This window comes from Amycolatopsis xylanica (assembly GCF_900107045.1).
Taxonomy (GTDB): Bacteria; Actinomycetota; Actinomycetes; order Mycobacteriales; family Pseudonocardiaceae; genus Amycolatopsis; species Amycolatopsis xylanica.
Map to the genome: position 1 here is coordinate 822383 of NZ_FNON01000001.1, position 21798 is coordinate 844180.

16 protein-coding genes are annotated in these 21798 nt (G+C 69.4%); 3 read left to right on the forward strand and 13 right to left on the reverse strand.

Annotated elements, in window-relative coordinates:
* Positions 1-390: 390 nt before the first annotated feature.
* The 3 genes from BLV57_RS03550 to BLV57_RS03560 all read right to left on the reverse strand — a co-directional run bounded on the left by BLV57_RS03550 (position 391) and on the right by BLV57_RS03560 (position 4489).
* Positions 391-1557: a glycoside hydrolase family 64 protein gene (locus tag BLV57_RS03550; RefSeq protein ID WP_091286494.1), complete on the reverse strand. Its 1167-nt coding sequence runs from the start codon at positions 1555-1557 to the stop codon at positions 391-393.
* A 104-nt stretch (positions 1558-1661) separates the two neighbouring features.
* Positions 1662-3806 (reverse strand): RICIN domain-containing protein, encoded by a 2145-nt coding sequence (locus BLV57_RS03555; RefSeq protein ID WP_091286496.1) that lies wholly within the window; start codon positions 3804-3806, stop codon positions 1662-1664.
* Between the two features lie 107 nt (positions 3807-3913).
* Positions 3914-4489: a TetR/AcrR family transcriptional regulator gene (locus tag BLV57_RS03560; protein WP_091286499.1), complete on the reverse strand. Its 576-nt coding sequence runs from the start codon at positions 4487-4489 to the stop codon at positions 3914-3916.
* Positions 4490-4589: 100 nt separating this feature from the next.
* Here BLV57_RS03560 and BLV57_RS03565 point away from each other — a divergent pair, with 100 nt between their 5' ends.
* Positions 4590-5195 (forward strand): YdcF family protein, encoded by a 606-nt coding sequence (locus BLV57_RS03565; protein WP_091286501.1) that lies wholly within the window; start codon positions 4590-4592, stop codon positions 5193-5195.
* A 32-nt stretch (positions 5196-5227) separates the two neighbouring features.
* Here the strand turns inward: BLV57_RS03565 and BLV57_RS03570 are convergent, their stop codons facing one another.
* Genes BLV57_RS03570 through BLV57_RS03605 form a run of 8 tightly spaced genes read right to left on the reverse strand, consistent with a single transcriptional unit; the run spans position 5228 to position 15634 of the window.
* Positions 5228-6895 (reverse strand): S53 family peptidase, encoded by a 1668-nt coding sequence (locus BLV57_RS03570; RefSeq protein WP_091286503.1) that lies wholly within the window; start codon positions 6893-6895, stop codon positions 5228-5230.
* Positions 6896-6910: 15 nt separating this feature from the next.
* Positions 6911-7864: an NlpC/P60 family protein gene (locus tag BLV57_RS03575; RefSeq protein ID WP_143046968.1), complete on the reverse strand. Its 954-nt coding sequence runs from the start codon at positions 7862-7864 to the stop codon at positions 6911-6913.
* Complete coding sequence (locus BLV57_RS03580) at positions 7861-10125, reverse strand: CapA family protein (RefSeq protein ID WP_143046969.1); 2265 nt, start codon at positions 10123-10125, stop codon at positions 7861-7863. The genes BLV57_RS03575 and BLV57_RS03580 overlap by 4 nt, the downstream gene beginning before the upstream one ends.
* Positions 10126-10136: 11 nt before the next feature.
* On the reverse strand, positions 10137-10970 hold the full coding sequence (locus BLV57_RS03585; RefSeq protein ID WP_245757136.1) for a hypothetical protein: 834 nt from the start codon (positions 10968-10970) through the stop codon (positions 10137-10139).
* Entirely contained in the window at positions 10967-11845 is an 879-nt protein-coding gene (locus tag BLV57_RS03590; RefSeq protein WP_091286508.1) for an NlpC/P60 family protein, read from the reverse strand. The genes BLV57_RS03585 and BLV57_RS03590 overlap by 4 nt, the downstream gene beginning before the upstream one ends.
* A 12-nt stretch (positions 11846-11857) precedes the next feature.
* Entirely contained in the window at positions 11858-12340 is a 483-nt protein-coding gene (locus BLV57_RS03595) for a poly-gamma-glutamate biosynthesis protein PgsC/CapC (protein ID WP_091286510.1), read from the reverse strand.
* Positions 12337-13524 (reverse strand): poly-gamma-glutamate synthase PgsB, encoded by a 1188-nt coding sequence (gene pgsB, locus BLV57_RS03600; RefSeq protein ID WP_091286513.1) that lies wholly within the window; start codon positions 13522-13524, stop codon positions 12337-12339. Before pgsB ends, BLV57_RS03595 begins: the two co-directional genes overlap by 4 nt.
* 1 nt (position 13525) lies before the next feature.
* Complete coding sequence (locus BLV57_RS03605) at positions 13526-15634, reverse strand: HAMP domain-containing protein (protein ID WP_143046970.1); 2109 nt, start codon at positions 15632-15634, stop codon at positions 13526-13528.
* Positions 15635-16225: 591 nt separating this feature from the next.
* Here BLV57_RS03605 and BLV57_RS03610 point away from each other — a divergent pair.
* Positions 16226-18136 (forward strand): glycoside hydrolase family 55 protein, encoded by a 1911-nt coding sequence (locus BLV57_RS03610; RefSeq protein WP_245757137.1) that lies wholly within the window; start codon positions 16226-16228, stop codon positions 18134-18136.
* Positions 18137-18158: 22 nt separating this feature from the next.
* Positions 18159-19172, forward strand: coding sequence for a right-handed parallel beta-helix repeat-containing protein (locus BLV57_RS03615; RefSeq protein WP_218134580.1), 1014 nt, complete (start codon positions 18159-18161; stop codon positions 19170-19172).
* Between the two features lie 41 nt (positions 19173-19213).
* Here BLV57_RS03615 and BLV57_RS03620 read toward each other — a convergent pair whose 3' ends face one another.
* Positions 19214-20440, reverse strand: a complete 1227-nt coding sequence (locus BLV57_RS03620) for an MFS transporter (protein WP_091286517.1) — start codon at positions 20438-20440, stop codon at positions 19214-19216.
* Complete coding sequence (locus BLV57_RS03625; protein WP_091286520.1) at positions 20437-21732, reverse strand: ATP-grasp domain-containing protein; 1296 nt, start codon at positions 21730-21732, stop codon at positions 20437-20439. Before BLV57_RS03625 ends, BLV57_RS03620 begins: the two co-directional genes overlap by 4 nt.
* Positions 21733-21798 lie beyond the last annotated feature (66 nt).

Genomic DNA, 21798 nt, shown 5'->3' on the forward strand with positions numbered 1-21798 from the left:
GTGACAACCAAACTCGGGGCGAGCCCACCAAAACTCGGGCAGTCGCCGGGACCCCGGCTGACCACTCAGAAACCTCGGCCGACCACCACATCGCCGACCACTCTCCCCGCCACCATCACGCCGCCGACCACCACGCCACCGATCACCTTCACCGCCGCCATCGCACACCACGACCAAGGCAGCCCGACCCACCACGCAGGCGGGCAGCAAGTACCAGCCGGGATTTCTCGTGAGCCACAACGAAATCTGACCACCGTGCCCCGGTCCGTATGGATATTTCCGCAGCGACCCCAAGCACCACCTGACCCCACGAGCGGAAATGTCCATACGGGACCGCCCTAGATCTGACCCCAACAGACCCCAAACCCAGAGCAAGCCGCCGAGCCCGGATCAGTCCAGCGGATCGAGCGTGATCGAAGCTTCCTGCGGGTTCCCATCAGTGACCAGCGATTCGTGGTGACCGACGTCGTCGAAAGCGAATCCGTAGGCCTTGCCGTCGACCATCCGCGCGTGGATGTCGCGCGAGTACTGGTTGGTCACGGCGTCCCGGTAGAAGCCCGAGTCGTCGGCGTCCGGCTGGTTCGGGTTGGTCAGGAGCGTCGAGCGGTTGTAGCCCGCGCACAGTGTCCGCGAGATCGGGCCGCGGACCTGGTCGTTCGGGGCGTCCAAGAGCTTGTGGCAGCCGAAGATGCTGTCGGAGTCGGGCTTGCGGAAGCTGGTGACGACCGCGCCGGAGCCGTCGGTGAAGTCCATGGTGTCGCCGGAGACCTTGCCGGTGAACTTGGTGTCGGGGCGGTCGGCGAACGGGGTCACGGTCAGTGCCGAACCGGCGTATTTCGACCAGACGCGGTTCACGTAATCGTCCATTATGGAGGCTGGCAGCGCGCCGTTGCCGGGGGCGAGTGCGCGCAGGACCGTGCCGTCGGAACGGGTCTGGATCAGTGTGCGCCACTCACCTTGCAGGCCGTCGAAGAAACCGCGGTAGCCGCCCGGCTTCAGGTGCCCAGTGGTCCTGGTGGACCCGTCGCCCGCGCGGACTCCGACCGCGTAGGGCACCGAGAACATGTCGACCTGGGTGCTGTTGATGTACAGCCCGCCGTCGTTGAGGGTGTACTCGGTCCAATTGAAGAGTATGTCGGAGTTCGGGTCGCTCGGGTTCTGGACCGCGGGCTGGACCAGGCCGCCGGTGGCCAGGCTGAAGGAGAGCTTCCGGCCGTAGGAGAAGTAGACGCGGCCGGAGAACTTGGGCATCCGGATGGTCATCGACTGACCTGCCGCCGGGCCGGGAATCGACGCGTCGGGTGCGGGGATGGGCGGGTTGCCGCCCGCTGGCCAGGCGTGGAAGGTGCCGTCCGCGTCGGCCCAGCCCTGCTGGCCGTCTGGCCTGGTGCCGATGTCGTAGAGGTAGACCTGGTCGCCGCGGGCGGAATTGTTGGTGATCCGCAAGGGAATGGTCTCTGGCACGCCGGAGGCGGCCGGGCTCACGGCGACCAGCCCGGCGGCCACGGTGACGGCGGTGAGCAGTATTCGGGAAAACGTCATTGTTTCGCCTCTCATGCCAGTGATCCACCCGGGAGGTGGGCGGTGGCATCCGCGGTCAAACATGGTCTTCCCGATCGCCCGGTCGTCTTGCCCGATCGGGCAAGACGACCGGGCCACGCTCAGCCGGCGAGGCTCGACCAGCGTTGCAGTGCCGAACCGGTGTCGGCCTGCTGGGTGACCGCGGCGCCGTTGGCGGTCGACGCGGTGGTCAGCAGCAGGGTGCTCTTGACGGACTTGAACGTGTAGTCGCCAGTGGACTGTTTGGTGGCGATCCAGTGCTGATTGGTTCCGCCGGTGCATGTCCACTGGATGATCGCCGCGCCCGCGGTGGTGGCGCCGCCTTCGACGTCCGCGCACAGCCCGGATTCGATGTTGCGCAGCTCGTAGGAGCCGTCCGCCTGGCGGGTGAACTGCCAGCGCTGGTTGGCGCCGCCGTTCGTGGCCCAGGTGATGAGCTTCGTGCCCGCGGTCGTGCTGTGCCCGGGGACGTCGAGTGCCTTGCCGCCTGTCGCGATGGCACGCGTGCCGCTGAGATCCGCGTCGCCGGTCGCCGTGACGCTCAGGGTCTGCTGGGCGGCGGTGCGGCCGTCGCCGGTCCAGTGCCGGACCGGGGTCGTTTCGGCGGCCGTGCCGGTCAGGCCGAGCACGAGCCCGCTGTACCGGTTGACCAGGCGGTACGTGTCGCCCGCGCCGCGGATGACGAACCACTGCTGCCCGACGCCCGCGCTGCCCGAGGTCACCGTCGGCGCGGTGCCCCAGGCCCTGGTGGCCGGTCCGGACGAGCCGACACCCAGCGATCCGCCGGACGCGGCGTTGGTGATGCGGTACGAGCCGTCGCCGTTGCCGGTGAACGTCCACGACTGCGACGGGGAACCGGAGCCCGTCGCCGAGGTGGTCGCTTCGCTGCCGGAGACCTGGGCGAGCACCCGGCCGTCACCGCTGGCGATGCGGTAGGTCTTGGCCGGGTCGAACGGGGCGGGCGGCCGGGTCGCGTTGTCCACGCTGAGGTTGATGTACTCCGCCGAGGAGTTTCCGGAGCAGCCGAAGGAACAGTAGGCGCGGAAGTTCTTGCCGACGATGGTGGAGCTCGTCTTGTTCGCGCTGTCGACGAACCAGCGGTACCACGACGCCGTGTGGTAGGCGCCGGTGTCGCCGATCAGGCGCCACTTCTGGGAGGCGAGGTCGTCGGTGGCATAGATCTGCTGCGGCGCGTTGCCGCTCTGGTCGACCGCCTGCGGTTCGCCGAGGTAGAGCCCGAGGTAGGCGTTGTAGGTGATGTCCATGACGAACAGCGGTGAGGTCGCCGGCATCTTGCCCGCCGCGATCTGCTCGTCGGCCTTGCCGGTGTTCGCCGGGTCGTATTCCTTGGCGGGCGGGGTGTAGCCGGTGGCGTTGTTCGCGTCGACCGGGACCTGGTTGCTCTCCTTGCCGCCGACGCCGGGCTGCGACCACGCGCCGTCGTACCACTTCCGCCAGGAGCCCGGCGCCATCTTGGCCGACATCGGCGAGCGCGCCACATGGCCGTAGAACGCCTTCCAGCTCCCGCTCTTGTCGACCACGCGTGAGCCGTAGAAGACGTAGAAGTAGCCGGACGCGACGTCGGCATAGAGCCGCTGGTCGCCGTCGCCGTAGTAGTAGGTCTGGTTCGGGAACGCCGCCGTGTCACCGCGTTGGGTGCTGAACGGGGAGGTCAGCACGTGGTCCTTGATCGTCCAGGTGCGGCCCTGGTCCTTGGACACGGCGTAGTCGATCGCGTCGTAGTGCAGGCCGTCGCCGAAGGGCTGCGGCGTGAATTCGTTGTGCACCAAGCCATACCAGTCGCCGGTGTCCGGATCCACCCAGGTGCCGACCAGGTCGCAGAAGTTCTTCTGCGAGTAGCGCGAGCCCGCGGGCGGGTCGGTGGACTCCTTGCCGGTCGGGCTGTTGTTGCAGCGCCAGGTGGTGTCGTTGTTGCGGTCCTTGCTGTTGGCCGGGTTCACCGCGTCGCTGATCGCGGCGGAGCGCGTGGCGTCGTCGAAGTTCGTGCCGGTGTAGAACTCCCATTCCCGCACGTCGTTCGCGCCGTAGAGGGCGGCGGACTGCTGGAAGTAGAAGGTGCCGTCCTTGTCGAGGTAGGGCGCGGCGGGCGCGTCGGTCGGATGCGTCCAGCTTCCCTTCGCCCCGACGGTCACGGTGTAGCCGCTCGCCGGTGGATCGGCGGTGGCGGCGGTGAGCCCACCCCCGAGCAATGCCACGGCGGCGGTCAAGGCCAAGACAGGACGCATGGTGGGACTCCCTCGGCTGGATGATCGAAGCTGCGCGCAATGATGCACAATCGAGCAACTTCGAGCACGCTAGTGTGCGAACATGATGAGGTTTGTTCGCTTGGCTGTCAACCGACGTTCGATGTGCTCGGGCAGAGTCCCTTGAGGAGCAGATCGATGGTCACGCGCGCGTCGTAATCCGGGTCGACGCGCTCGGCGCCTGCGCAGATGTCGCCGATCGCGCGAAGGAGTTGGTAAGCGGTGATGTCCGCCGTGACCTCCCCGGCGTCGCGGGCGGCGGAGAGCAGGTCCGCGAGCACGGGGACCAGGCGGTCGAGGAACACCGTGTGGAGGGTGGCGAAGCCGTCGGGGTCGTCGCGCATCGCGGCGGCGAGGCCGTGTTTGGTCACCAGGAAGTCCACGAAGAGGCTCACCCATTGACCCAGCGCGGCGAACGGGGAGGCCGCCTCCGTGAGCAGGGTGGGGCCCGCCTCGGCGCAGGCGTCGACCTGGTGACGGTAGACGGCGACGACGAGGTCGGCGCGGGTGGGGAAGTGGCGGTAGATCGTGCCCATCCCGACGCCCGCCTCGGCGGCGATGCGGCGGACCGGGGCGTCCACGCCGTCGGTGACGAAGACCGACGCGGCCGCGTCGAGCAGTGCCTTCTCGTTGCGGCGGGCGTCGGCGCGCTTGGGCGTGCTCACCTGGTGGTCCTCTCTCGCGATGATATTTGGAACGTCGCTCCGCTTAGTAGTCTACGAGAGTGGACGTGCCGCGAGCGCGTGAGTGGCAGGATCGCGGGCCATGAACCGGAAAACACTGGTGGCTCTGGGGCTTTTCGGCGTGGCCGCGTGGGGTGAGTTCGTGCACTGGCGGGCCAGCCGCGCCCTGACGCGAGCGAGCCTGCCCGCGCGCACCGAGGCGGTGGTCGTGCTCGGCTACCGCGACACCGGCGAGCAAGCGAACGTGCTGAACCGGTGGCGCGTGCGGGCGGCGCTGCGCTCGGTCGACTCCACGCTGGCGGGCACGACCGTGATCTTCTCCGGCGGAAGCGGCGCGGCTTCCGTGCCCGAGGCGGTACTCATGGCGGACTACGCGGTCAAGGCGTGCGGTTTCACCGGGAAGATCGAGGTGGAGACCGAGTCGCGCAGTACCTGGCAGAACGTCGAGAACGTGGTCCCGCTGATCGAGCACGCCGACCAGATCAAGATCGTGTCCAACCCGCTGCACGCCCAGAAGGCGCGTCTCTACCTGCGTGAGCTGCGTCCCGATCTCGCCGGACGCCTGGTGCGGGCCGCCGACTACCGGCTCGGGGAGGCGTGGCCGCTCAAGCCGCTGTTCGCGCTCTACGGCCTTCGGGATCTTGCGCGTACCCAGCGCAAGCTCGCCTCACGGGGTGAAGCCTCGTGAGTGTTCCGGCCGGTTCTAACCGGCCGGAACACTCACGACCCCAGCGCCGTGACGAACCCGGCGTCGGGGGTGCCGAGGCCGGTCACCGCGTCGTATCCGTAACCGGTGCTCAGTGAGGAGTCGCGGTCGAACGTCACGAGCGCGGATCCGTCCGGTGTGGACGCTCCGAGCGGGACCCGGTCGGGCAGGATGTCGTGGAACGAAGCGGCTTTCAGGCTGTACAGCAACGGGTTGGCGAAGCCGATCGGCGTCGGCCGGTCCGTGCTGGCCAGTGCCAAGATCCCCGCGAAGAGCGAGCTGGCGAGTTCGGTTCCACCCGTCGTGGAGAGCCCGAATTGGCCGCCGACGGTCTGGCCCATGACGAACCCGGTGTACGGGTCGGCGACCGCCGCGACGTCCGGGGTCACGCGCATCGGAGCGCTGCCGTAGCGGCGTGACAGCGCGGCCGGGACCTTGCGGCGCTGGTAGTCGGGCTGGGCGAACAGGGTGCTCGTGCCGCCGCCCGAACCCGCCGTGAACGTTCCCGGCTGGGGCAGCGGGTAGGCGCCGGCGACGACGCGGTTGAGCGCGGTGCCCCAGCCGGTCTCGAACTGGCGCCTGCCCGCTTGGTCGATCGCCAGGCTGGTGCCGCCGACCGCGGTGACCAGCGGATCCGACGCCGGATAGTCCGGCTGCGCGGGGAGGCCGTTGATCGTCTCGTCGCCGGAGTCACCCGAGGCGTAGACGAACCCGATTCCCTCGGCCGCCGCCTGGACCAGCAGTGAGTGGGTCTTCTGGATTTGGGCGGCCGGAAGGTTCTCGCCGCGGTAGACGTAGGAATTGCTCACGATGGTCGCGGGCTTGTTCTGGACCACCCAGTTGAGCGCCTCGTCGATGCCCTCGGCGCAGTCCCGCGCGCCGACGTACAGCACCTTGGCGCCCGGCGCGACCGCGTGGACGGCTTCGACGTCACGGGTTTGCGACCGGTACCAAGCGCTGCGGCCGCCGCACGGCGCGCTCGGGCTGAAGGGCTTGAACAGCTTGCGGGTGTACTGGCCGGAGGCGAACGGCGGCTGGCCGTAGGCCGTCGCGTGGGCGTTGGCGTCCTTGAACCCCGTGGGTGAGTCGAAGACGCCGATGACCGCGACGGTGACGCCGTGGCCGTCGCGCCCGGCGACGAGAGACGGCTTGAGGTCGTAGGCGGTCTGCAGCTGATCGGCGCCGTAACCGCACAGCGTGGTCGGGAACGACGTCCGGTCGTACGCCGCCGGGAGATCCTGGTGCTGCTGACCCCAGAAACCCGAGCAGCCAGCGCTGCGGGGAGCGTCCGAAGTGGACACCACCGACGGGGTGTTCTCGGCGATCGCGAGGATGTCCGGACTCGCCGCTCGCGCGAGCCGCGCGGGGGAAGCCGTCGCCGAGATCCACCGGTTGCCTTCCGCCGTCTCGCCGACGGTGAACCCCGACTTGGCCAAGAGCGCCCGGACGCGGGTGACCTGGTCGGCGGTCGGGGCGTAGCGGGCGGTGAACTCGGCGGGGCTAAGGAACTTGCCGTAGAGCGGATTCCCGGGGGTGGACACGTCGAGGGCGAACCGCTCGGCGCCGTCGCGGAGCTTGAGCACGACTGTGAAGGACTTCGGCGGCGGGGGAGCGGCGAGCGCGGGCGCGGCGGTCAGCGACAGGCCGAACGCGAGCAGGAGACTGGTGCTGCGCAGTCGCATGGGGTTCCTTTCGGGTCAGATGCGGCGGGCCACCCGGAATACGTGGGCGAACACGCCGTCACCGGTCAGCACCGAGGCGCCGTTGCGGTCGCCCATGGTCGGGCCGTTGTAGCGCTTGCGGCTGGAGATGAACCGCGGCTGCCCGGCCGAATCGAGGCCGAGATAGATCGCGGAGTGGTCGATCAGCGGGCCGTCCTCGGGGTCGAGGTCGAACAGCAGCAGGTCACCGGCACGCAGCCGCGCGAGCGACTCCGGCGGGGGCTGGGCGCCGGAGTTCGGGACGATCAGCGTGCCGGGGCCCACGGTGGCGATGTCGTTGGTCTGCCGGGGCAACCGGCCGTCCGACGGTGTCCAGCCGAGTGGATAGCCCGCGCGGTAGCCGTAAATCATGCGCAGGAAACCACTGCAGTCCAGGGAATCCTTGCGGATCGGATCGGGGCGCCGCACAGTACCGTCCACATAGGTCCAGGGCACGCCGAGGTAGTCGGTGAAGTCGGAGTCGGTCACCCGCTCGCCGTCGACCATCGGGCCGAAGAACGCCCGGCCCGCATAGCGGACTCCGCGCGGGTCGAAGAGGTTCTCGGTGCCCCGGCGGTACTGCATCGCGATCGCCAGCACGTCGGGGGAGCGGTCGGTCAGCATGGTCGTGAGCCACCGGCCCAGCGCCGCGTCGTGCTCGCCGCCCAGCCGCCACGGCAGCGGCGCGACGCGGACCCAGTCCCGGGTGGTGACCGTCGCGCTGGTCACCTCCGGCTCGGCGAAGGTCCGGGAGGGACCACGGAAGACGCCGGTCCGCGACCCGTCGGTCAGGGTGGCGACGGTGGTCCCGGACTCGGTGACGACCAGGGTGCGGCCCGGGTTTTCGGCTCGCTCGTAGTGGTAACGCGGTGGCCCGGCGGCCGAGGCGGGCACCGAAGGTCCGAAGAGGACGGTCAGGATGGCCAAGGTGAGCACAGTGGACGGTTTCATCGACTTCCCATGCCGTGGAAGGTGGCGGTCACCGCGGTGTCGCCGTGGTTGCGGACGTAGTCGTAGCCTGCCCAGTCGCCGGTAGCCGGACGCCATTCGACGAACTCCAGGTCGTCGAGGTCGACGGTGTCCATCGCCGAGTCGCCCCGGACCCCGGCGTAGAGGAGCACCATGTTGCCGCCCTCGCCGAGTTCGGCCGGTGTGAGGTCGAAGGAGATCTCGTGCCAGGCACCGTCGGACGGGACCTGGGTGGTGCGGTCGATGTCCCGCAGCAGCCGGGAATCCGGATCTTCCGTCGGATCACTGTCGTCGAAGTGATACGACGTGACCCGCAGCAGCGGCGTCGCGCCGGGTGACACGCGCACCTTGGCACGGACGGTGTAGGCGGCCTCGGGCTGCCGGGGCAGCGCGATCCGGGCGACCGGGCGCGCGAGCTTCCCTGTGGGATTGCCGCTGAGCTGGAGATAACCGGCGTCGCCGAGCGCGCCGCCGCCGATGAGCGGACCGGTGCTCGGCGGCCAGTGCGTCGCCGCGTCGGGGTCGCCGTCGGCGGTGTCGTCCTCGAAATGGCCCCAGCCGAACAGATCGCGGCCCACGGAGAGCGGACCCTCCGGCCGGATGAGGCCGTCGAACGGGATTACGGCGTCACTATGCGGCGGGACGGTGACCGGCACCGGGCTTTCCGGCGGGGCGTCGGCGGTGAGGCGGGCCGTGCCGTGCTCGAACCGGAACTGCGCCGGGCGTGAGTACTGATCGCGGACGAACGGGGTCGTCGACACACTCTGGTCGGGCTCACGCTGGGCCTGGACGTCGCGAAGACCGTTGGCCCACATGCCGTTCAGCGTGCGCCGGGCCGCGCCGCCGGTGGCGGCCGCCGGGCGGTAGCCGTCGATCTCGACCGGCACGACCCGCGCCTCGACGAGCTGATCACCTTCCCAGACCGTGCGCAGGAACGCGCTGGAGAACGTGGCCAGGAAGTCCTGGTCGAACACGAAGTTGCCCATGCTGTAGGCGATCAGGTGCCCTTTGTACCACTCCATGCCTTGCAGCACATGGGGATGATGCGCGATGACGAGGTCCGCGCCCGCGTCGATCGCGGCCCGCGCCATCTCCCGGGTGCTCTTGCCGGACGCGGTCTGGAACTGGAAGCCCGAATGCAGCTGGACGACCGTGAGGCCCTTCTTCGCGGCGGAGATCTCGGCGGGCGAGGTCTTCGGGTTCCACGGCGCCGCGCCGCCGTGCCCCCGGCGCGCGACCCAGTCCTGGAGTTCCGGGTAGACCTGCGTGATCGACGTCCAGAGCGCGGCCACTTCGGACGGTGGCAGCTTGGCTTCGAGCCGGTCGAAGATCTGCCAAGCCTCGCCGATCGTCCTGGCGGCGTCGGGCACCCGCGTACCGAACTGCCAGTGGCGGCGTTCGTTCTGCCACGCCTCGCCCTCGGGGGAACGCGCGTAGCTGTCGTTGACGAAGCTGCCGTCGACGCTGGTGTAGGCCAGCATCGTGACCTCGTTCCCGCGGATCTGCTTGTGGTAGGCCGGTTGCGGCCGGTCGCCGTCGGCCAGCCCGACGATCGGGAACCCGGCCGCGGTGAGTGCCGTCGTCGTGTCCGCCAGCCCGGCGTCCTGGAAGTCGCGGGTGTGGTTGTTGGCGAGCGAGGGCACGTCGACGCCGAGCTTCTTGAGACCGTCGGTCGTGGCGGGCGGCGACTCCAGGATGAACCGCTTGCTCGGATACGCGGCTTCGCGTGGCGCGGCGCTGATCACCGACTCCAGGTTGACCGTGCGCAGATCGGCCAGCCGGAACGCGGGCGCGATCGCGTCGACGACCGACTCGGCGCCGCGCCCGGCGTCGGTGCGCGGGACCAGCGGCTCCGGGGCGTCCTGATAGCGGCGGCCGAACATGACGTCACCCGCGGAATGCAGGACATACCGCTTCCCGCCATGGTCGGAGAGCAGGCGCACGGGGACGGTCTTGCCCGCGTCCTCGAGCCCGAGCGGCACCGGTTCCGCGAGATGGCCCGGCGCGGACACGGTCGCGAGCACGGGACCCGAGCGCAACTCCACCCGCGCGGCAACGGGTTTCGCGCCGTCACCGATGTCCACTGTGGCCGGAACCGGGGCGCCTGCCTCGTCGACGACCGAGAGCGACACCGTCGGCGGAGCGGCGGTCGTGCCCCCGGCGTCGGGACCCGGCCACGCCACGGCGACGGTCGTGCCGACCACGACGAGCGTGCCTGCTGCCAGCACGTACGGCCTTTTCACGAACCTGCCTCCTACTCGGCTTCGCTCAGCGCCCGGACGGCGTCCGCCCGCCGCGCGGGGGATTCCCGTACCGTCCGGCTCATCTCGACGTGCAGGAACACCGTCCCGGCCGCCGCGGCCATCTCTCCTTGCATGTTCGTCATGCCCTCCAGCCCATCGCACCCCTCGCGCCAGGCGCGGCACACGGCGAACCCGCCCGCCGCCAGCCGGTTCGCCGTCTTCCAGGCGGTCTCGCCCGCGACGCCGATCCCGGACGACAGCACGATGTCCGTCGCGGGCAGGTTCTGGTCGTCGAAGCCGTGCAACTGGACTTGAGCCAGCCCTCGCCGGGCCAGCACGGTCGCGACCGTGTGGAACACCGACTCCGGCTCGTGCGCGACGTCCGCCGCCTTCCGGTGCGTGCCCGCGACCAGCAGCACCGCGCCGGGCTCGCGCCGGAACAGGTCGACGCCGATGAGTTCGGTCCGCAGGTCGGAGGCCGGATGCGGCACCTCGACGGCCACCGACGGCGGCGCCGAGCGGTCGATCACGTACATCCCCCACGCCCGCTCGTTCACCGCGATCGTGTACGGCCGCCCGGTCGCCGGATCGGTCCCGTCGCGCACCGAAAAGCCCAGCTTGGTGAAGTCCGTCGTGCGACGGCGGTCGAGTGTCGCGGCGAACCCGGTCGCGGCCGCGGTGAGGTCGCCCGGCTGCGGCCGGTGGTACACCTGGCGCGGGGACAGGCCCGCGGTGAAGTCGGAGACCACGGTGTCCAGCCCGGTCTCGGGCGGCGCGTCGACGGCGACGATCAGCGCGGTGACCACGACGGCGCAGGTCAGCACGCGCAGCCCGGTGCCGGTCACAGGCGCTTCGCCGAACGGAACGTCCGCGCGTAGTCGGCGCCGGTGTCCAAGAACGACGGACCGCCGGTGTCGGCGGAGCTGGCCAGCACCCGGCGGTGGCCGTCGTCGTCCAAGCCCAGGTAGATGCCGACGCGGGTGACCTCACCGGCTGCGGGTGCCTTGGTGAAGAACAGCAGGTCTCCCGGCTGGAGATGGGAGTAGTCGGTGGCGTGCCTGCCGGAGTCGGGCACGACCGGGGTGCCAGGGCCCGGTCCGGCCATCGCCGCCGCCGTGCGGGGCAAGCCGTTGTCCCGCAACGGATATCCTTCGCGGTAGCCGTACACCAGCCGGACGAAGCCCGCGCTGTCCAGCGCGCCGGTGCCGAGGTAGTCGTCGTAGTCCGCGTCCCGGCCGAAAGCCGCGTCGCCCGCGATGCGCCGGCCGGCCTGGTCACGGACGGCAGGGGCGCCGTCGAGGTACTGGCTGCCGACCGCGAGCACGTCGGGCGTGGTGTCGGCCGAGGCGGCCGTCAGCCATGGCTTGAACCAGGGCGCGCGCTCGGTGCCCGGCGACCAGGGCTCGGGTGCGAGGCGGACCCAGGCCGTGGTCGTCACCGTGGCCTGGGCGGAGCGGAGTTCCGAGAAGGTGCGCGCCGGCCCGGTCAGCACGACCGTGCGCGACCCGTCCGTCAGCGTCGCCACCACCGCGCCGTTCGCCGTGGTGACGACCGTCCGCGGCGGGTCGGTGAGCCGGGTGAACTTCTCGCCACCGCGCGGCGCCGCCACCGCGGCGGCGGGCGCTAGCCTCATGCCGTCCCGACCTTGCGCGGCGTAGTACACCGCCGCGGTCCCCGACACCGTCAGGACCGTTGCCAGCACGAAAGCCTTGCCACGCATGCAGGTTTCCTTTCAGAGAGACGGGACGAGTCCAATGAGGACGCCACTGGCGAGCGTGGCGTAACTGACCAGGCTGACGCCGCCGGTGGCCAGCAGCGTCGGGCCGGGAGGCTGGCGGACCAGCTGGTAGGCGATGAGTCCCGGCACGACGAACCCGAGCGTCTGGTGCACGAACAACAGCGGCAGATCGGCCTGCAGGAAGAGCAGCAACGTCGTCTGCAGCACCACACCGAGCAGCACGACCGCGGCGAACAGCCGCTTGCCGTAGAGGATCACCAAGCGCTGCAACAGTTTCGTGCCGCCATAGGTCAGCGCGGTCATGAACACGATGATCGCCGCGCGGCGGTAGTCCTCGATCAGGGTGAGCGCGATCCAGCCAGGGGTGATCATGCCGCCGGGCGACAGGTTGGTGGTCAGATAACAGACGAGGGAGAGCAGCAGGCCGATGGCGAGGCCGATGGTCGCGACCTCCGGGGCCAGCTCGGCGGCGTTCACCGGAGCTGCTCGAGCTGGAGTTTCGCGAGCTCTTCGATGAGCAGCTCGCCCTGGCCGTGGATGTTGCCGATGGCGACCACCGAAAGCTCGTCGCCGTCATGACCGGTGAGCAGGTCCTTGACCAGGTCCTCGGCGGTCCGCTTGCCGCCGAGGTCGAGCACCCGGTCCTGCCACTCGGTGGGGACGGCGGCGCGGGCGCTGCGGGTCGGCTCGCCGATGAGCACCACGCGGTCCGGCGCGACGCGGGGGACGAGCGCGCCCATCTGGCCGTTGCGCTCGATCCGGTCCGGCCTGCAGTTGATCACCACGTGCAGCGGGGAGCCGATCGCGCCCTGGCCGCGCAGCTGCTCGATGTTCATCAGCGTCGATTCGGGGTCGTTGGCGGCGAAGACGTTCGCGAACCGCAGCCGCGTCCGTCCGGCTTGATAGCGGTGGACCTGCAGTACGCCGGGATCCGGCGGCGCCGCCCACATGCCTTCGAGCGCGAGCTGCCGGTTGACGTTGAGCAGGTCGGCGACGGCCAGCGCGATCGCGACGTTCTCCTTGAAGGTGATCCAGCCGAAGCCGCGCATCTCCTCGTCGGTGACGGACTCGGGGTCGACCGCGATGAGTTCGCAGTCCCGCCTGGCCGCCTCCTCCCGCAGGATTTCGAGCCGCTCTTGTTCGGCGGTGACACAGATTCCGCCCTCGGGCATCGAGCGGGACAGCGACCGCGCGACGTCGTCGAGTGTCGGGCCCATCTCGGTGAGATGGTCTTCGCGGACGTTGCACAGCACACCGATGGTGGACCGGATGAGCTTGCTCTGGTTGATCTCCTGCAGATCGGGCAGCACGGCCATGCACTCCATCACCAGCGCGTCCGGGCGGTACGCGGCGGCGCGGCGGACGATGCCGATCTGCTCGACGATGTTGGCGATGCCGAACTTGCGGTAGACCGGCTCCTCGCTGCCGTCGGGGTGGATGAACCGGGCGGCCGTGCCGGTGGTCTTCGCCGTGGTGACGAGCCCGCCGCCGCGCAGCGCGCCCGCGCAGAGGCGGGTGATCGACGACTTGCCGCGGATTCCGTTGACCAGCACGCGTTTCGGGATGCCGAGCAGCCTGGCGTAGTGCTTGCGTTGTTCCAGTATCCCGCCGGTGAGCAGTGCTCCCGCGCCCAGCAGGAGAACACCGTAGAGGAACACCATCTCAAGACCTGCTTCCGGTGAGCCGCCGCTCCGCCACGGGCGCGGGTGGCCGGGCGACGAGTGCCTGGCGGCACATGTCCACACAGGACGCCACGGTGCCGATCTCGTCTTGCCGTTGCGGGTACACGGTTTCGGTGAGCTCGCCTGCCGCGACCCGCTCCGCCGCCGCGGCGACCCGGCGCAGCGGGCGCACCACCACGAGCTCGTGCCAGCCGCCGAGCAGCACGGCGAGCACCACCGTGAGCAGCGCGGCGGCCCTGGCTCGGTCGCGGAGGGTGTCGTCGGCGACGCCGAGCGCGCCGATCGGCTGTTCCGCCACGACCGTCCAGCGCAGCGCCGTCGCGGGACCCCGTGACGCGACCCAGCGGGCGGCGAGGATGGTGTCGTCGTCGACCTGGCCCGCCGGCCGCCCGGTGCGCGCGGCGGCGGCCGCCGCCTTGAGCGCCGGGTCGGCCAGCGGCGTGAAAGCCAGGTAGCCGTGGGTGTCGACGATCGTGCGGTCGGCCTCGTCGACCACGCGCACGCGCGCGCCCGCCGACTGGAGTGGCTGGGTGAGCCGGGTGATGTCGAACTCGGCGACGAGCGCCCGGCCGTCGCCGAGCCGGACATGGGCGTACACCACGGGCAGCCGTCCACTGGTGTTGTGCTGGTGCAGGCCCTCGGTGGGGGAGTCCGCCGGCAACGGGCCGTCGCGCAACGGCGGCTTGCCCGCGCGTTGCGACACCGCGCCGGCGGGGTCGAGGACGTACACACTGCGGAACGCCGGGTCGCCGGCCAGCCGGTCGATCATGAGCTTGCCCGCGTTCAGCCGGGCCGCCGCGCGCAGTCCGGTGAGGCCGCTGGTGACCGCCGAGCGGAGTGCGTCGGCGGACCGGGCGAGGCGCAGCCCTTGTTCGGTCACGAGCGTCGCGGGGACTTGGGCCGAGTGCTGGCCGAGCGTGAAGAACACCGCGGCCGACCAGCTCAGCAGCGACACCATAACCAGGCCGATCAGCAGGCGCGCGGGTATGCCTCGCGGCTTCCGGGGCTCGAGTTCGTCGTCGCGCAGCCGGAGACGGCACCGTTCGAGCGCCGCGGCGATCCGGCTGACCTCGATGGTTCCGGCCTGGCGGACCGGGCCGGTGGCGGTGCCGGAGGCGACGGCGAGCGCGTCGTCCCGCAGCCGCCGGATCGGGGACACCAGCCCGCGGCGCAGCAGGATGGTGCCGGCGAGGGCGAGCACCAGCAGCGCGAGCGCCGGAACCAGGCCGGGCCAGCGCGCCGGTGCGGTGTCGGCGGGCAGCCAGGTGGCCGTGACCACCGAGAGGCCGAGCGCGCCGGCGCCGGTGGTGACCGGGGCGTAGGCGACGACCGCCGCGAACGGGACGGAGCCGGTCGCCGCGGCTCCGGTGAGCACTCCGGAACCGGCGCGGGCCGCGCTCGCGGCGGTGCCGAGCAGATCGCGTGTTTCGGCGTCGGCGGAGACGTCCGCGCCTACATTGCCGAGAATGGTGCCATCGTCGGACACGAGCCGGAGATGCTGACGCAGCGCTCCGCCCGGCGGTGGCAACGCGATCTTCAGCGCGGTGGACGCCACGAGCACGCGGCCGCCGGGCAAGGGGACCGTGCTGAGCATCAGCGGCACGCCACCGGGCGGTGTGTACGGGCGCACGGTGGGGCGGCCGAGGTCGGCGCCGGCGAGCGCGTCGGCCTGGACGGGTTCACCGTGCGCGTCGATCAGTGTGCGGGAGGCGGCTTCGAGCAGCGCGATTCCGCGCCAGGACGGGTAAACCGCGCTCAGCGTGCCCAGTGATCGGCCGTCGTCGAGCATATGCGAGTCCGCGACGGCTTGCAGATCGTGCGCCGCTGAGGTGGCGGAAGCGCCGACTGTCTTGGCGAACGCCTCCGCGTCGCGGCGCTGTGCCGTGGCGACCCCGGACGGCACGACCGGCTTGGTGTCATCGAACAGTGCGGCTATCGGGCCCGCCGTGGTGAGGCCCAGTAGGCAGAAAAGGGCTGTGAGGACCAGCAGTGCGAGCCCGGCCGCCGAGGCGACACCCGCGCCACGGGGAAAACCGGCCTCGGGCAGCTGGTCGGAGAGTTTTTCGGTCCGGCCACCGGCTCTGTCCACGCCGGGATTCGGCCTCGGGGAAGGGTTTGTGCCGCAGGTGCGCATGCACGCTCCTAGAGCGGGCGGCCGACGGCCGTCCACGGTGACGGGGAGGGGAGACGCAGAGCGCGGCTCACCAGGCCCCCGGCGTGGTGGGCCGGACGCTGGTGGTCGGATGCGGTCTTTGTTTGGAAAGTTTCTTTCCTAACGGGCCACCAGGATGATCCTGTCCCGGTGAGCGTGTCAACCCCCTCGGTAGCCGTCGATGTTGATATTGGTTATTTCCCGACCAAGTTTGGAAGCCTTCTTTACTAATGATCCGGTCAGCGGTATCGTCCGACGCATCCGCCGCCTTCATGCAGTCCTGGTGCGAACCAGTCAGCTACGGAGGAACCGTTGACCAGACAGGCGATCGCCTCGCCGGCCCCTGCCGAACCGCGCGCCCGCTTCGCGGTGCCGCGACCATTCGCGACCGGAAGAGCCGCCGGCTGCTCGTACTGAGCAGTATTTCTCCGCGCTGTCCTCGCTTCGGCTGAGGTTTCGGCGCGCTCCCTCTTCGCGGGCCCGTTTTCGTCCACGGTGCCCGATTTCATCCCCTTCTCGGAGGTTTCCTTGTCACGCAGAAAAATGGCCGCCCTGCTGGCCACGGCCGCGTGCGTCACGGCCGGGCTGACCGGCCTGAGCCCGACCGGCGCGGCGGCGCCCGGCCCGGGCGCACTGACCACTTTGGACACTTCGGCGGGAAACCGCGCGACGCCGGTTCCAGGTCTTTACGATTGGAGCAAGGCGGGTTTCCGCGGCGGGCAGAACATCCCCGGCGCGAGCGCCGTCAATCCGAGCGCGGCGTGCCAGATCACTGCGGCCCAGCTCGCCTCCACATACCGGGTAAAGCCGGATGACGGCGCCGACGACACGGCCGGTATCCAGGCCGCGATCGACAAGATCCACCAAACCTGCTCACCTTCGGCGAGCTACGACAAGCTGAGCCTGATCACCTTCCCGGCGGGCACGCTGAACGTCACGCATGAGATCCACGTCGACGCGAACTACCTGATCCTGCGCGGCGCGGGCATGGACAAGACGAAGTTCGTCTACAAGCCGGACAAGAACACCGAATACGACGTGGTGACGCCCGACGGCGACCAGTGGGATCAGCACGAGATGAACTACGAGGACGGCTCGGGCGGGTGGCTGTGGCCGGGTCGCGGGCTGTTCCGGGTGCAGTCGCGAGGCGTGGATCCCAGCTACGCCAGCCAGTACAAGAGCGCGCCGGCGAACCGCAAGGACATCTTCGAGGGCACCGTCAACGTGCACTGGAAGGTGGGCGCGAAACTGGCGGAAAAGCCTGGCGACAAAGGCTTCGCGGCCCGCACCGGCGACAAGACGGTCTATCTGGCCAGCGGCGCGAAGACCACGAACATGAAGGTCGGCGGGTTCATCAACATCCGCGCGGCCAACAGCATGAAGTTCTACCAGTCGATGAACGCGGTGCCGACGACCTGGCCGTTGCAGAACCTGCACATGCGCCAGCAATGGTTCACGATCACCGCGGTGGACGCCGCGAAGCACACGGTGTCGATCGACAAGCCACTCGAGTACGACGTGCCGGTCGACTCCACTTCGGACGGTTCGCAGCCGATCGACGGCACCGCCTACGCTTCGAAGGCTTCGCCCATCGTGGACCCGATCGTCGGCGTCGGCTTCGAGGACTTCTCGTTCACGCAGGCCATTGACGGCCTCACCCCGGAGCAGGCCAAGAACAACTACGGCAACCTGGCGCCCTCGCAGGCGATGCAGGGCATCGTGTTCAAGTGGGCGGCGAACTCCTGGGTGCGGGGGATCCACTCGATGATGACCGGGTCGCACCCGATCGTCACCGAGGAGGCCAAGAACCTGCAGTTCGTGAACAACGAGCTGGACGGCTCGTGGAACAAGGGCAAGGGTGGCAACGGGTATTTCCGCGGCTCGCGGGTGTGGGACTCGCTCTACGCCGGTAACACCACGCGGAATCTGCGGCACTTCACGTTCCAGTGGTCGGCTTCGGGCAACGTGGTGATCGGCAACGACATCGACTCGGACTTCAACATCCACGGTGGCTACGAGCGCAACAACCTGTTCGAGCAGAACACGAACAAGGTCGCCTACAACCACCGTTCCGGTTCCTGCACGGCGCACTGCGGCGACGAGGGCAACAGCGGCCCCGACGACTCGACGTGGTTCCCGATCTACTGGTCGACGGGCCAGAAGGCGGTCAAGTGGTCCGGCTCTTCGGGCTACCGCAACGTCTTCTTCAACAACTCGATGTCCAAACAGGTCACTTCGGGCGCCGCGTACACGCCGTATTACCCGGACCACCACAAGATCTACGTGTTCGGCTCGGACGGCGCGGCGTATCACCACCTCGACATCGGCGGCAAGCCGATCGCCGACTGGGCGCACAACGAACAGGCCGACTACACCGGTGGTCACGGCGTCGACGCGTCGAAGACGAGCCAGGCCAAGTCGTTGTTCCTCAAGAACTGACCGTCCTGAAAGGACATTCCACGTGATCATCAAGACCCTCACGGCCGTTGCGATGGCAGGCCAGCTCGTCGCACAGCCCGCCGCCGACACGGTCAACGTCAAGACCGCCGCCGAGCTGACCGCGGCGCTCGCCGCGGCGAAACCCGGCGTCACGATCGCACTGGCGGACGGCGACTACAGCGGCCAGTTCGTCGCGGCCAAACCCGGCACCGCCTCGGCCCCGATCACCCTCACCGGCAGCGCGAAGGCCGTGCTCCACGACCCGCTGTTCAAGCCGGGCGACACCGACTGCCCGTCCGGCCAGACCGGCTACGGCCTGTGGCTGCAGGGCGCGAGTTACTGGAACATCAAGGGAATCTCGGTCAAGGACTCCAAGAAGGGCATCGTCCTCGACGGCGCCTCCCACGTCACGATCGACGGCGTGACCGTGCACGACGTCGGCGCCGAGGCGGTGCATTTCCGCAAGAGCAGCGCGTACGGCGTCATCAAGAACTCCACGATCTACAACACCGGCAAGGAGCAGCCCGGCTACGGCGAGGGCGTCTACTTCGGGTCGGCGAACAGCAACTGGGCCTGCTTCGGCACCAACGGCGGCAAGGGCCCCGACGCCAGCGACTACGGCCAGGCGCTCGACAACAAGATCGGCCCGAACGTGGCGGCCGAGGGCATCGACATCAAGGAGGGCACGCACGACGGCGTCATCTCCGGCAACACCCTCGACGGCACCGGCGAGAAGAACCAGAACTCCGGCGACTCGACCATCGACGTCAAGGGCGACAAGTACACGATCACCGGCAACAAGGTGACCCACCCGTACCTGGACGGCTTCCAGGTGCACAACGTGTGGGGCAAGACGGGCTGCGGCAACGTCTTCAAGAACAACACCTTCACGCTGACGAACTCGAACGGCTACGGCGTCAACGCCACCAACCAGAGTTCCTGCGTCTCGCAGAAGTCGCCCAACGTCATCGGCGCCTCCAACACCGCGACCGGCGGCAAGGGCGTCTCCAAGACCCCCGTCACCCCAGGCACCTAGGGCTCGTGAGCGTTGCGGGCGGTTCTAACCGCCCGCAACACTCACGACCCCAGCGCGGGTGCGGGGTCTTCGGCGGGGGTGCGCCAGGTGTAGGTGCTGAGGCGGGCGGCGGCCAGGAGGGCGAAGGCGGCCAGGACGATGGCGCCGATGACCAGCCACGGTGTCGCGGGGCCGCCGTGGGTGGTCAGTGCGAGGCTGGCCGCGGGAGCCGCGATCACGCCGATGCTCACCCCGCCCGAGTACAGGCTCATGTTCCGGTCCGCGATGTCCCGGCCCGACAGGTCGCTCACGTAGCTCAGGAGGCTGGGGAACACGATCATCTCGCCGACCGTCCACAGCACGGTCGCGCCCACGATGACCGCGGGCGACGACGAGAGGCCCATCGCGGCGAAACCCGTGCCCGCGGCCGCGTAGCCGATCAGCAGTGAACGCGAGTGCGAGAGCGAGTCCATCGCCTTGTTCAGCGGGACCTCGAACAGGATCACGATGCCCGCGTTGACCACGAACACCACGCTCACCCAGTAGCTCGGCAGGCCCAGCCCCTGGATCAGGTACGCGCTGACCAGCACCGGTGGCAACGCGTACGCGAGGTGGATCGGCAGGGACAGGCCGAAGATCGTCCAGAACCGGGTCTCCTCGCGGACGGTGGACGCGATCATCCGGCGCGGGGACCGCGCGGCGGCCTCGGCCACGCCGCCCCGGCGGGTGCCTGCCAGGAGGTACGCCGTCGCGCCGAGTACACAGGCCGCGTTGATCCAGAACAGCGAAACCGGGGCGAGTGCGAAGATCAGGCCGCCGAGCACGGGGCCGATGCCCATGCCGACGTTGATCGCCAGCCGGTTGCAGGCGAACGCCACCTTGCGCTCCTCGGGGGAGGAGCGGTCGATGATCTGGGAATACGAGGCGGGCGTGTAGATCTCGAACGTGAAGCCCCACGCGAAGGTCGCCGCCGCGAGCACGCCGACGCCGTGCAGTGCCGGGACGAGCGCCAGCACGAGCGTGTGGAGCAGCAGGCCGGTGACCATCACCGTGCGGGCGGGGATCCGGCCGAGCAGCACGCTCGCCGAGATGTCGGCGAGCAGCGCGCCCAGCCCGAAAGCGCCGATGATCAAGCCGACGTCGACCGGGCTGTACGCGCCGCCGATGAGCAGATAGGCCGACAGGAAGGGAAAAGCCATCAGCCCGGCGCGGAACAGGAGCGTCACCGTGAAGAGCGTGCGCAGCTCACGGTTAAGGCCGGCGACGGTGCGCAAGGTCGTGCCGATCACCGCGAGTCCCCTTCCTCGGCGACGGTGAACACCGCCTTGGTCCTGAAGGCGGCGAGCTCGGCCACCGCCTTCTGGAACGCTACGGGGTCGGCGGCCGCCTTCGCACCAGGCCGGAAGAATTCCATGACGCCGTCACGGGTCAGATATGAAGAAGCGGTGTGCGAGCGGTCGCCCGCCTTGGCGGTGACGTACAACGCGAGTTCTTCGTCGGTGAACTGCTCGACCGCGTTGACGGCGGTGATCGTGCCGACCGGCGCCTTGAGGAAGCGGATGGCGCCGATGCCGCGCGGTTCGCGGGGGATCTTCGGGAGTTCGTCGAGTGTGTTCAGGTAGGACGCGTAGTGCAGGTCGTACGGGCTGAAGCCGTACACGCGGTCGATCAGGTCCATGATCCCGTCGCCGCCGGGCCGGGCGGCCACCTCGACCACGCTCAGGTCCGCGCCGTTGACCAGGATTTCGACGTGCGCGATGCCGCGGGTGATCCCGAGCGCCTCGCAGGCCTTGATGCCCAGGTCGCGCACGGCGTCGTTGTCGCTCTCGCGGCTCGGGACGAGCTGGCCGATCTCGGTGAAGTGGGGCGCCGGGAGCTTGGACTTGTCGGTCACCGCCAGCACCGCGCGCTGGTCGCCGTAGTTGAGGACCTCGACCGAGACCTCGTGCGTCGAGCGCACGAACTCCTCGGCCTGGAACCGGCCGTCGCTGAAGTCGTACAGCGGGGCGATCGCGAGGAGTTCGTCGCGGCAGTGGTCGTAGGCGGCGGGCAGGCCGTCGGGGGAGTCCACCTTGATCGTGCCGGTGTTGCCCGCGAAGTCGCGGGGCTTGAGCACCAGCGGGAACGTCAATTCCTCGGAAACCTCTCGCAAGTCGGCAAGAGTGGAGAAAGTGCGGTGCCGCGCGCACGGCACTCCGGCCGCTTCGAACGCGGCCTTCATCGTGTGCTTGTCGCGGGAGAGACCCACCGCTTCTTCGGAAAGGCTCGGCAGGCCGTAATGCTGAGAGATGGCGACGGAGACGTGCACGGTCATCTCGATGATGGGCACCACCGCCGCGGGCCGGAGGCCGGTTTCGAGTTCGTAGCGCTTGACGGCGGCGAGCGCGTCCTCGGCGTTGTAGTAGTCGGCGCGCAGCACGTCGTCGAAGAAGCGGTTCTGGCCGTCCGGTGTCGGGGCCATGCCCAGCACCTGCCCGGGATAGGTGCGCAACGCCGAGACGATCGCGCGTTCACGCAGGAGGATGTCGGCGCCGAGCACGAGCAGGTAGCGGTCGTCATTCGCGTTACGCTGATTGAACATGAGATTTCCTTTGCCGCGGATATGAATCCGTCATGGTTTCGACGTGAATAGTGTTTTTACGCCCGG